Annotated in this window: 16 protein-coding genes; all 16 read right to left on the reverse strand. The window is 63.6% G+C overall.

Going from position 1 to position 11,322, the window contains the following annotated elements; all coding sequences use genetic code 11:
* Positions 1-47: 47 nt before the first annotated feature.
* On the reverse strand, positions 48-344 hold the full coding sequence (locus tag AC1DWF_RS16035; protein ID WP_476786608.1) for a hypothetical protein: 297 nt from the start codon (positions 342-344) through the stop codon (positions 48-50).
* Between the two features lie 76 nt (positions 345-420).
* The gene (locus AC1DWF_RS16040; RefSeq protein WP_476786609.1) at positions 421-633 is read right to left on the reverse strand and encodes a hypothetical protein; all 213 of its coding nucleotides are present in this window, start codon (positions 631-633) and stop codon (positions 421-423) included.
* Positions 634-667: 34 nt separating this feature from the next.
* Complete coding sequence (locus AC1DWF_RS16045; RefSeq protein WP_476787488.1) at positions 668-4,570, reverse strand: baseplate multidomain protein megatron; 3,903 nt, start codon at positions 4,568-4,570, stop codon at positions 668-670.
* Positions 4,571-4,585: 15 nt separating this feature from the next.
* On the reverse strand, positions 4,586-5,032 hold the full coding sequence (locus AC1DWF_RS16050; protein WP_476785535.1) for an NlpC/P60 family protein: 447 nt from the start codon (positions 5,030-5,032) through the stop codon (positions 4,586-4,588).
* Complete coding sequence (locus AC1DWF_RS16055; protein WP_476785540.1) at positions 5,029-5,910, reverse strand: DUF2163 domain-containing protein; 882 nt, start codon at positions 5,908-5,910, stop codon at positions 5,029-5,031. The genes AC1DWF_RS16050 and AC1DWF_RS16055 overlap by 4 nt, the downstream gene beginning before the upstream one ends.
* A 2-nt stretch (positions 5,911-5,912) precedes the next feature.
* The gene (locus AC1DWF_RS16060) at positions 5,913-6,551 is read right to left on the reverse strand and encodes a phage distal tail protein, Rcc01695 family (protein WP_476785541.1); all 639 of its coding nucleotides are present in this window, start codon (positions 6,549-6,551) and stop codon (positions 5,913-5,915) included.
* An 18-nt stretch (positions 6,552-6,569) separates the two neighbouring features.
* Positions 6,570-7,145: a phage tail tape measure protein gene (locus AC1DWF_RS16065; protein WP_476785536.1), complete on the reverse strand. Its 576-nt coding sequence runs from the start codon at positions 7,143-7,145 to the stop codon at positions 6,570-6,572.
* The gene (locus AC1DWF_RS16070; RefSeq protein ID WP_476785537.1) at positions 7,138-7,317 is read right to left on the reverse strand and encodes a phage tail assembly chaperone; all 180 of its coding nucleotides are present in this window, start codon (positions 7,315-7,317) and stop codon (positions 7,138-7,140) included. The genes AC1DWF_RS16065 and AC1DWF_RS16070 overlap by 8 nt, the downstream gene beginning before the upstream one ends.
* Before the next feature lie 44 nt (positions 7,318-7,361).
* Positions 7,362-7,703: a gene transfer agent family protein gene (locus AC1DWF_RS16075; RefSeq protein WP_476785538.1), complete on the reverse strand. Its 342-nt coding sequence runs from the start codon at positions 7,701-7,703 to the stop codon at positions 7,362-7,364.
* Positions 7,700-8,116: a phage major tail protein, TP901-1 family gene (locus AC1DWF_RS16080; protein WP_476787489.1), complete on the reverse strand. Its 417-nt coding sequence runs from the start codon at positions 8,114-8,116 to the stop codon at positions 7,700-7,702. The genes AC1DWF_RS16075 and AC1DWF_RS16080 overlap by 4 nt, the downstream gene beginning before the upstream one ends.
* Before the next feature lie 51 nt (positions 8,117-8,167).
* Entirely contained in the window at positions 8,168-8,581 is a 414-nt protein-coding gene (locus AC1DWF_RS16085; RefSeq protein ID WP_476782519.1) for a DUF3168 domain-containing protein, read from the reverse strand.
* Positions 8,562-8,738, reverse strand: a complete 177-nt coding sequence (locus tag AC1DWF_RS16090) for a hypothetical protein (RefSeq protein WP_476782520.1) — start codon at positions 8,736-8,738, stop codon at positions 8,562-8,564. Before AC1DWF_RS16090 ends, AC1DWF_RS16085 begins: the two co-directional genes overlap by 20 nt.
* Positions 8,739-8,746: 8 nt before the next feature.
* Complete coding sequence (locus tag AC1DWF_RS16095) at positions 8,747-9,076, reverse strand: phage head closure protein (RefSeq protein ID WP_476782521.1); 330 nt, start codon at positions 9,074-9,076, stop codon at positions 8,747-8,749.
* Between the two features lie 5 nt (positions 9,077-9,081).
* A complete protein-coding gene (locus AC1DWF_RS16100) occupies positions 9,082-9,651 on the reverse strand; it encodes a head-tail connector protein (protein WP_476782522.1) in 570 nt (189 codons plus the stop codon).
* A 104-nt stretch (positions 9,652-9,755) separates the two neighbouring features.
* Entirely contained in the window at positions 9,756-11,012 is a 1,257-nt protein-coding gene (locus AC1DWF_RS16105) for a phage major capsid protein (protein ID WP_476782523.1), read from the reverse strand.
* Positions 11,009-11,322 (reverse strand): HK97 family phage prohead protease (locus AC1DWF_RS16110; RefSeq protein ID WP_476841822.1); only part of this gene is annotated, 314 nt, incomplete at its 5' end. The genes AC1DWF_RS16105 and AC1DWF_RS16110, both read right to left, overlap by 4 nt.

The raw sequence follows: 11,322 nt of genomic DNA on the forward strand, positions 1-11,322 counted from the left end.
AAAGATGTCAGAGATATAGGCGATTCCGCCCTGACGGGAAATGCAGGCTAGCCTGCCGGCACAACGACCTCGACGCGGCGCGGCCGCTGGCCATCCTTGGCAGGAACCAGCACTACGATCACGCAGACAGACTGTCCGCCCTGATTGGACTCGGTTGCGCGGGCCAACGTGCCGCCCTGCTGGTCGGCTACCTGCTGGCCGATCGAGTAACAATCCGCGGCTGCCACGACAAATTCACCCGTCTCCGCTCTCGGCAATGGCGCGGCCTGCGCGGAAGCCGCAAACAGGCCTACCGCGCAGAGCGTGGTCGTGGCTGACCCGAATATGGAGCGAAGCGTTTTCATGCTGCGATTTCTAATACAGGAGTGCTGAACGTGGAATGAACGATGAATTCATGCAACTGGCGCCATTGCAAGCCTGCTAGCTTCCGCCGATGCGCTGTTTGGCCGAGACCCGGCCGAAGATCGCAATCAGCCCTGAAAGCGCAGTGATCGCCTGCAAAACCGTATCGGTCAACGCGGAATTGTCGACGCTGTCCACGGGCATGCCAGCGAGGCCCGCCAAGCCCAGCAACATGGTCACGACAGAGGCCCAGATGGTGCGCGAAAGATACCAAGGTTTCAGGTTCAACATGTTCTGATCCTTTCCAATGAAAGTCCTCGCCGCCTCAGGCCAACGCAATTCGGCGCGAGGCCGATATGCCCCAGCCGGAGGCAACGCTTAGCTGGCGAATGGTGATGTCGACTGCGGCCGGCGGCGCGCCGAAATCTGCCGCAATTTCAGCTGCCGGATAAATCCAGCCAGGTGTCGAAACCGTCATTGACCGCACGATGGGGCCGCCTGCGGAGGCTATGTCGATGCGATATTCTTCACGTTCCTCGCCGAGGGGAATATCGCTCGATTCCCAACTGTCGGCGTCGATGCGCCCGCGCCGGATCCATGAAAGCGACAGATCATTGCCCGCAGTCAGCTTCCCCCGGAAATGCACAGGAGAAAGTGGCAATAGCGCCCGCTTGCCACCGGTCTCCCGATGCGCCGAAAAGCTGGCACTGGAGAAATCGCCACCCAGCGGACCGACCCGCCAATTGAGCAGCAGCCCGACCTCGCCAGCCATCAGACCGGCGGGCACGACGGCAGCGTCGAGGACAACGAACGACGCGCCAATGACAGCACCGGCAGCAGCCGCGTCACCGGTGCCGAAGTGCCCGCGCAACAGGTTGCGCAGTCGCCAGAGCCCGGGCGCGGTCTCTTCGGCCATCTCGAACTGGAGCACCTCCCAGGCGCCGCCGGCAGATCGTACCGCCGCAAAGTTGGCGCCGTTGAGAAGCTGCAAACGACTGACGCTCGTCAGCTCGCCGCCATAAAGCTCAACTGTCAGCACGCCAGCGCGGTCAACCCTGCCTTCCCGGCCCGGCGAAAGCACTGCCGTCAGCCTGCCCATATCCGCCCGGCGGCCGACCGATCCCCGCAAGACAAAGCCGGTGTCCTCGGGCGAAACGAACAGCGCCTGACTTCTCCAGGGTTGCTGCGTCACCGCTACCTTGAATTGATCCTGCGGCAGCGCCGATCCGCCCGCCATCATCGGCAGATCGAGGAAGACTGCATGCGGCTGCCCAACCGCGATCGGCGGCAGCGGTTCCACATCGGGATTGGAAGAACTCCAAGGTGCCGGAACCACACGCGCAAGCTGGCGCGCGGTCACTTTGCGCACCAGTCCCTGCTCGATCTCCGTCACCAGGAATTCGGAGCGGCTGCCCGAGGCCGGCACCTTGACGATGCTACCGGGCCCGATGTCCGCGCGTGGCTCGGCAAGAGCGAAGCTCAGCCGTTCCCGCTCTTGCCAGGTCCTGCGCATCCAGTCTTCGGCCAGTGCGCTCGCCTGCCCCGCCTCCAGCATTCCAGGGAACGAAATCACGTGCTGCCGGCTTGTGGTCGGGGCAAACCTCGTACTCCTGGCCGACGCCGACTGGTAATCCGCGACGGGATCGCCATAGCTGATCAGAGCCTCCGCCGGCAAATCATGGTCGGGCGTGCGAACGGTCTCGACCACAGCACTTGCGCCGTCGAATGCCAGTTCAGTCAGTTCGATTGCCGCATCCTTCGATGCCGCCGCTTGCCTGAACACCAGCCCAGTCATCTCTTGACGGACCGACAGGCCGAACAGATCGACCAACGGTTCGAGTGCGGCCCTCGCCGAGGTCGGGTCGGAGATGACGTAACCGCTCACTGTGCCTTCGACACCGGCCACGTCAGCCGCAGGCAGATCGTGATCCGCTAGTATCTCGTTGATGAGATCGGACACATCGGGGCCGGCGAACCGACCATTCAGCCAGTGACCGCGGTACCAGGCATCGCCATCCGACCAGACCTTCGATTGCAATGGAAAAGCCGGATAGGGCCGCGCGTCCCACGCCCAGACATAGCTGCGCGCCACGTCGACCATGCGACCGCCATAGATCGGCGACAGCGGATTGTTTGCGGCATTGAAGCCAGCAGCAGCCGAATCCCAGTGTGAGGCATGGGCTTCCAGCAAGCGCCGCTGCGCGATATCCGACCGGCCGCCATTGGAAAAATGTGGAGCAGCACTTTCGGATGATTTGATATCAGGAAACATGTTGGGTTGGTTGGGCCCCTTGTCGACTGCAGGGCATCCGAGCTCTGTGAACCAGATCGGCTTGCTGCGCGGCACCCATGGAGTGGGCGACGCCGCCTCCACGCCGGCGGCCCGGTTGTAGTGCTGATTGGCCCACCAGCCGACAAGATCCTTGTAGCGAAACACCCAGGGCTTGCCATAGGCGCCGTCGGTGATCGGACTTCTCGACCGTGCCAGCCGTGCCGCGACGCTGGCATAATACCAGTCAAAGCCTTCGCCACCGGCGACTGCGGCGCCGAGGCCTCTGGGATCATAGGGCGAAGCAAATCCGTCCGGGTTGCCGCCCGCATAGTCCGCATCGCGCCAGTCCGACAGGGGCATGTAATTGTCGATGCCGATGGCATCGATCGCCGGGTGCGCCCAAAGCGCATCAAGATGGAAATAGGCATCTCCGCTGCCATCGCCCGGCTGGTAGCCGAAATACTCGCTCCAATCGGCGCCATAGGTGATACGGCAGACAGGACCAAGCACCGCGCGAACATCAGCCACCAAAGTGCAAAGCGTCTCGACGAACGGGAACGCATTGCCAGCATCACGCAAGGTGGTCAGGCCGCGCAGTTCGGTACCGACCAGGAAGGCATCGACACCACCGGCGGCCGCCGCCAAATGCGCATAGTGCAAGACGAAGCGCCGATAGCCCCAGTCGTCTGCGCTGCCCGCAAAACTGATGCTGTCTCCGACGGCGGCGAACTGGTTCCGCAGTGCCGAACCGCAGAAGGCGTCGACCTGGTTTCGCGCCGCGACCGTGCGGTCGGTCGTACCGGCAAGCGCCGGCGCTGGCATGCAGGTTATGCGCCCGCGCCAAGGATAGCTCGCCTGGCTGGCATTGCCATAGGGATCGGGCAGGCTGTTTGCCGCCGGAATATCCATCATGATGAATGGATAGAGCGTCACCTTCAGGCCACGCGCCTTGATCTCGGCAATCGCCTCCTTGACGCTCTTGTCGGACGGCGTGCCGCCATAGGCGGGGCCACCATCATGTGTCGAAACCAGCATGGCATTCGGCCGGGTTATGCCTGACACGCGCCAGGCGGCCGACAGGCCCGAGGTCGAGGCGTTGGTCACCGCCGGCCTCAGCCGGCATTGGCCGGCCCTCAGATCGTTGCCGAACCAGGTCACCACAAGCGCGACGTTCTCGAGATTCGGGCAGATCATCTGCAACTCGTCGAGCGATGCTGCGATGTCGGTACCGGCGTAGAGCACGTGACGATTGAGCGCCTCGGTGTCGCCGGGGCGCTTCTGCCGCGTGACCAGGCTCGTTGATAGCCCGTACTCGGTCGCGCCGGGGATCAGGGTGACAGCGCGGACACGCTTTCGCAGGTCGCCGATTGGCCGGATCACCTCGAACTGCATCTGTGGGATGCGGTTGCCGTACTCGCCAATATCGAGGTTTTCGACCACCGCATAGGCAACGCCGCGATAGGCCGGCGCATTGCCGACACCCTGTTTGGCCGCAATCAACGGATCGACGGCCTGGCCCTCGGTGCCGCGATGGATGCGCAGTTCGATCGTCTCGCGATCGATCTCGCGCCCGTCCGCCCAGACGCGCCTTATGCCGGCGATCTCACCTTCGCTCAGCGCAAAGGCGGCATTTCCATAATAGGCATATTCGGTCACTTTCGGGCCAAGCTTGCCCTGCCGCCGGGTCGAGCGCGTTTCCTTGAAGCGCGTCGCCCAGATCAACGTCCCGCCAACGCGTGCCGTGCCGTAGATCCTTGGCAGCGACGCACCCTCTTCGGCAGTGAAAGGCCGCGCGCCCGTAAGCCGTGGTCCCTCGATCCTTCTTGTGCCGTTGATCAGCGCCCGGTCGATGGCGTAGCCGGCCAGCGCACCGGCGGCGGTCCCGATCGTGCTGCCGATAGGGCCAAGCATGCCGCCGAGAAATGCCCCGGCAGCCTGCAGCAGAATGGTCGCCATCAACGGCCTCCGGAATCAGTTATGCTTCGGATTGGGAAAGGCAAAGGCAGTGGCGATGCGCCGCCGCCATTGCGGCACGAGCCGGGTCAGCGTCACGCCGTGATCCTGATAGGCATGCACGAAACAGTCCGGCTCGATCAGGATCGCGGCGTGTTTCGCCGGCAGATGCGGGCGCCAGCGAAACACGATGAGGTCGCCGGCGGCCATTGCTACAACGGGTTTCTCCAGCAAGTGTTTTCGCAGTCCATCGAGCAGCCGTTCCTGCTCCGTGGCTTCGGCCCAGTCAGGCGCGTAAGGCCCCGGATGCTCCAGCTCATGGCCGTAGATCTCGCGCCAGACCCCAAGCATCAATCCAAGGCAATCGCAGGCCACGCCCTTGCGGCTGCCCTGGTGACGGTAAGGCGTCCCGACCCACTCCCACGCCTCCGCCACTACGGACGCCGCAATATCTCCTTCACTCATGGCACGATCGGCCGGCCGTCAAAGACGCCGCCTTCCGTGACATAGGAATAACCGGCGTCGTTGCCCGGAAGGTGCGGAAAGCCACGAAAATTAAGGGCGTTGGCGAACTTCGCCTTGCAGGTTGCAAATGTCTTGTCGCATCCGGCGCGGACGGAAAACGTATCACCTGCCATGACCGTTGCCCCCGCGCGCGGGCCAATGATGAGTGTCACGCCGGATGCCTCCCGGCGATGGGCGACGATGCGTTCGCTGCGACCGCTCCTTGCTCCGGCGGTCCAGGTCAGCGTGCCATGCGTAAACCATCCCGACGTGAAGCCGCCGAGCCCCGACACGGTCAGCAGGTCGGGCTCGGCATGGGCCGTGACGGTTCCGCTGCCCGAGAACTGCGGCTGGTTCAGCATCACGCCGCACCTGGCATCGCCAAGCTCGGCGTCGCAAGCGCGATTGACGACGCGCCCCCTCGGCTGGTCGAGCGCATGCGTGGCACTTTCCAGCTCGGCCACAAAACGCTGGTCGCTGCGCGTGATCTTGCCAATGGTCGCGGTCCGCAACAGGGCAAACTGCCCAGGTGACATCCAGTTGACCAGAAAGGTTTCGACCTTGGCATTGTCATAGAGCCCGGCAGCGATATCCACATCGCGGATGCGTTCGGACGACAATGCGCCTTCGACGTCGACGGTATCGACCGCGAGGCCGAGCGAACTGCGCGCCTCGCTGGCGGCGAGGCCCGTTTCCGGCTCAAATGTCGTGCCATCAAGCGCCAGCGGGCGATCGTGGTCGCTAAAACCGCTCACCACGCCATCGGCGCGCGTCAGCCGCCAGCAATGGCACACGCTGGTTACGGGACGTCCGAGATGGTTCGTCAGTGCCGAAGACATCGTCACAGCAGCACCTCCACGAGGGGAATCGACGGGATCTGCCCGGCCTTGAAGGCCGTGAGGCTCAGGGACAGGCGTTCGACATCGAAGCGCACCGGCACATGGAATTCAAAACCCGCCGTCACCCCCAAGCCCATTGCCGGGATCGAACCAGCTGCGAAAACCACCTCGCCGGTAGCGCCATCGAATGAGAACGCCGACGCAGGCTGCGCTGCGCCGGCAATGGCGATCCTGAGACTCCCCGCAACCGGTTTGGAAATCAGGCGCTGGTAAGCGTCCGTGCCGGAACCATAAGATTTCACCAGGGCGAACCGCGCTTTAATGCCATCGCCCGTCCCCAATGTCTGATCCAGCATGTCGGGAGCTTGGCTCGGCCGGCATGACTTCATGTCGAACGGATCGCGGAACCTGAATGCGTGCAGCGAGCCGCGCCGTGCTTCGAAGAACGCCAGGACATCGTGAAGATCGTCGAGCGACTTCACGCCGGTTCCGGCCTCATAGTAATGGCGGGACTGGGAAAAGCGCAGGTTGCGTTTCTCCCGTCCCGAGGTCAGCGAAACGATTTCGTTGCGCCGCTCCGGCCCGCCCGTCGCGCCGAAGGACACGGCGAGCGGAAAGACCTCGTCATGGAAATTGGCCAGCCCCGACACAAGTCCTCCTCAAAATGTTCGCGTGCCGCGCGACACGGCGCGCGCCAGCATGCCAGTGATCTGCGCTTCGGATTTGCGGAATGACGCTGCGTCCTGTGCGGTCACGTTGAACACCACATTGACGGCGCCACCGCCGCCGGGAGCCGCAACGCCCAAGGCACCGTCAGCGCCACGGCGCAAGGGCAGGATCGCCTCGGCACCGGCCTCGCCCATCAGGCCGAGGTTCTTGCCGTTCGGAAAATAGGTTGGCGATGACACGACGCCGCCGGACGCGAACGGCACCACGCCGCCCGTCACCCCACCCTTGGCGAAAGGAAGCGCTTTCTGCAGGCCCTGCATCAAGCCCTGGAAGAGTGATCCGCCCAGCGACTGAAGCGGCTTGAGCCCTTGCCCTAGCGCCATGCCGGCGATGTTCATGCCCAGGCCTCTCAGCACGTCCTCGAGTTCGCGTCCGCCTACGGTCGCCAATTTCAGCGCGCTTGTAAGATGGGCGCCGAAACTATCGGCCCGCTTTTCCAGCGACTTCAGCGTCGAGACAAACGAGCTGTCGTCTGCTTCGATCTTGACGATCACACCATTAGCCAAATTGGTTCTCCGTCCGGTCGGGAAACATTTTCATCAGCTCAACGAGGTTCTCCTTGCCGGGCGCTCCGGTTCGGGCCACGCCGAGCACGCTCATCGCGCGCTCCAGCTCGCGCGGCGTCATTGCCCAAAAGTCCCTCGGCGATAGCCGCAACAGGCCGAATCCCATGGCCATCACGCTGTCCCAGGGGAATTCCGCGCCAGCACCTGCTGCGGCGACTAAGGGTTTTGGCCGTCCTCTGCCTTCGGCGTTGCACCGAAGGTCGTGGTCAACAGGTCGGCGACAATCGTGGCAAAACCTGTCACGCCGCCCTCCGTGCGCATGCAACCGACATCGTCGTCGGAGAGCTCATATCCAGCGCCGCGCAAACCAGCGCCAATGACACGGATCATGTCGGTCGCCGACAGGCGCCCACTCGAAAACCGCTCCACCAGTGCCGCAAGGTCGGCTGCGACATAGCTCGCTTCAAGCTCGGCCAGTGCCCCCAAAGTCAGGCACAGCCGGTGGCTCTTGCCATCCAGTTCGGCGGCAATCTCGCCGCGCCGCCTGTTCGCCGTCATGGCGTCACCGTGAAGCCGACGACGCCAGCGGATTCGAGCGCCACCTCGAAGGTCACCTCGCCATCGTGGTTGCCGGTATATTCCAGCGCGGTGATCTGGAATGGTCCATCGACGACCCCGAAGTCGGGCACGGCGAGCTGCCACCTCAGAATTTCGCCGCCAAAGAAGCAGCTGCGGATCCTGGCATCGGATTGCTGGTCCTTGAAGATGCCGGAGCCGCTCACCGACGCCCGTTGCACCCCGCTTCCGGCCAGAAGCTCGCGCCAGCGTCCCGCAGACTCCGCATCGGTGATGTCGACAGTCTCGCTGTTGAAGGCGATGCGCTTGGAGCGCAGGCCCGCAACCGTGACAAAGCTGCCCAGACCGTTGCTGTCGATCTTGAGCAGAAGGTCCTTGCCCTTCTGTGCGACCATGAATTGGCCTCCTGAAATGTCTTGAGAATGATGTTGCGGGCGATGCGCCTGTCAGGCAGCTTTTGGCTCGGTCACCGCGCGAAAGCGCAGCAGCCCGTGGTGCAGCGAAAGCCTGTCGTCGAAACATGCCTCGGAGAATTCGAGCCGCATGCTGACCAGATGCTGCGTCCCCAAGTTTAGGGTCGCATCGTCGAGCAGCGTACGCACGATCTCCATGATCTCGAGCGCCTCGCGCTTGCCTTGGGATTTTGACCAGACATGGACCGAAAACAGCTGTTCGGTGCCGCTCTCGGTGTCCGTGCTCCAGTCATAGACACTCGTTCGGCCGAACGTCAGGTAGGGAAAGACTACATTGGCCGGCGCCTGGTCGTGGATCTTCGGGCCGCCCAGAAGCGTCACCAGCGGCGCATTGCCGCGAAGTGCCGCAAACACCGCCTTCTGCAACTCAGCGGCCGGGGCGGTCATCGTCTCGCTCCCTCATCCTGCGCGGATTTACCTGCCTCGGCGGCGGCGCAGCTGACACCTCAGCAACGTCGCCACGGTAACCCTGTTCGACATCTTCCGCCAGTTCATGCGCCTTCCAGCGCAGCGCCCGCTTCAGCCCGTCGAGTGTCAACTTCATCGTCACATTCATGCGCCTTCCTCCCTTGTGCGACAAACGAGATAGCGCTGCGTTTCATCCGGATCGTGGACAGTAATGATGTCCAGCACACGCTGGTTCCGGCGCAGGCGCATCCCGCTTTTCAGCCCGGCCCGCCATCGCATGGTGACGCGATGCGTCGCCGTTTCAAGCGTCTGGTCGGCGCCAAACACACTTTGCGCCGACACCGGTTCGACCAAGGCAAACAGTGTCGCCAGTTCGACCCAGCTTTGTGTATGGCCGCCAAGGGCGTCCGGCGTCGTCACGCATTCTTCCAGCGCAAGTTCGCTGCGCAGCGCGCCAGGATCGATGAAGCTCATGCGCATCAGAGCCTCCGTGCGCGATAGCCGGAAAGCAGGCGATCATAACCACCGGGATAAGACACCGGCTGGTCCTCCGGACCGAAGCTCGTGCGAAACTCGTACCAATGCGCCACAAGCAGCAGCATCGCCCGCTTCAGCAGGTCGGGCACATCTGTGCCCGCCTCGCCAAAGCCGGCGCGAAAGTCGATCTCTACGCCGTTCATCGCGCGCAGCCGCCCCGGCGCGCTGTCGAAATGGATGCGTGCGGGTCGCGAAAGGGTATCCAGCTGGTAAGCAGCCGGATTGACGATAGACGCCGCACCCTCGCTGCCGAAAATCGTCGCCGAAAGCACCTGCCGCACCGGATGCCGCACCAGCATCACGAAATTGTCGGTCGGCCAGCAGTCGAGCACCAGCCGCCAGGTCTGGTCGATCAATGCCATGCCCGTCGTGCGCTCGACATCCTCGCGCGCGGCGCGGATCAGGCCGCTTAGCAGCCCGTCTTCGCTCGTATGGGTGATGCGCAGATGCGCCTTGGCATCGACCAGCGTCACGGGCTCCAACGCCGGCGCGCCGGTTCTGATCAGGGTCATTCATCACCTGTGTCTGGATGGAAAAGGAGCGGCCCCGGTGGGAGGAACCCCGGGGCCGCGACGGCACTGAGCGGCGAACGGGCGCGAGGCCCGTTCACGCCGGCTTACGCGGTGCCGTATTTGAGCAGCTTGATCGCGCTGAAGTCCTGGACCCCGCCGCCAACACGCTTGGTCGTGTAGAAAAGCACGTAGGGCTTGGCGGAATAGGGATCGCGCAGCACCCGCACGCCGGTGCGGTCAACGACGAGGTAGCCACGGCCGAAATCGCCGAAGGCGATCGGAGTCGCGTTGGGTGCTGCATCCGGCATGTCTTCGGCTTCGACTAGCGGGAAGCCCATCAGCATCGCGCGCTGGCCAGGTGCCGAAGGTGGCTGCCAGAGATAATTGCCGTCGGCGTCCTTGAGCTTGCGGATCGACGCCTGGGTCTTGCGGTTCATCACCCAGTTGGCGTTCTGCCGGTATCCGGCCTTCACCGTGTAGACGGTGTCGATCAAGATGTCCGATGGGCTCGATGCAGGCAATGCGCCCGAGACGCCAGTCACTACATAGCCGATGTCGCCCCAGGCCCAGCTCGCCTCGGCCACCTTGTTGTAGTCGAGGAAGCCCTTGGGCTTGTTGACGCCGTTGCCATTGACGAAGGCCGTGCCTTCCTGCTCGGCAAAGGCCGTCTCGACCTCGGAGGCGATCCACTGGTCGAGATCAACGATGCTGTCTTCGAGCAGCGAGGCCGTGGCCGCCGGCATGGCGTAGAGTTCCATCGTCGGAAACTGCAGCTCCGCCAGGACAGGCGTCGCAGTCTGCGGTCGCGTCGCCGTCTCCGCCACCCACCCGACGGCCGGGCCAGTGACGGTGAAAGGCTTTTTCAGCACGGCGGCTGACACCTGGCGCACCGAAGCGATCGAACGCAGCGGCGACAATGTCGACAGCCGGCGCCCGATTTCGGTTTCCGTCTCGCTCGGCACCAGATAGCCGCCGTCCTGACCGGAGCCATAAGACATGGCCTTGGTGTCGAGCGAGCGCAGCTGGCGGTCGTCGCCGCTGCGCATATAGGCGTCGAAGGCGTCCATGTGCTCGCTTGGCATCGAACGGCCGTCGCGTCCAAGTGCCGGCCGCAGCCGCTTCAGCGACAGGCCGTCGAGCGTTCTCTTCTGCTCGTCAAGCGCACGTGAGATGCGGTCGACCTTATCGGAGGTCACTACATCGGCGCCAAGCTTGCCTTCCAGCTGCGCCAGGCGTTCGTCGTTGCTGTCCTTGAAGGCTTCGAAGGTGGTCATGAACTCGCCGAAGGCATCCTTCAGGTCGAGTGTATCGCCAGCCGCTCCCTTTATTTCGGGTGCGCGCGGCGCGTGGGTCTCATTCATACGCTGCTTCCTTTTTGCTTGATCATGCGCGTGGCCTGCCTGATACGTTCGGCAAGGCCGCTCTCTGATCCCCATGCGGCGTCCCGCTTGCGCACGAGGCTGGCGAAACCCTCGGCGATGACCGCCCGGGCGTCGCTCCTGGTCAGCCCAGCGTCCCGCGTGAGCCAACCTTCGAATTGTCTGGTTGTCGGCAGTCGGCCGCGCCCCTTGACCGTGTCGATGCGCGCTTCAGGCAGCATCGGAAAGGTGACGATCGAGATTTCCCAGAGATCGGCCTCAAGGATGTGGCGCACCCCGCTTGCCTGCTCCT

The organism is Aminobacter sp. P4_D5, from assembly GCF_056401815.1.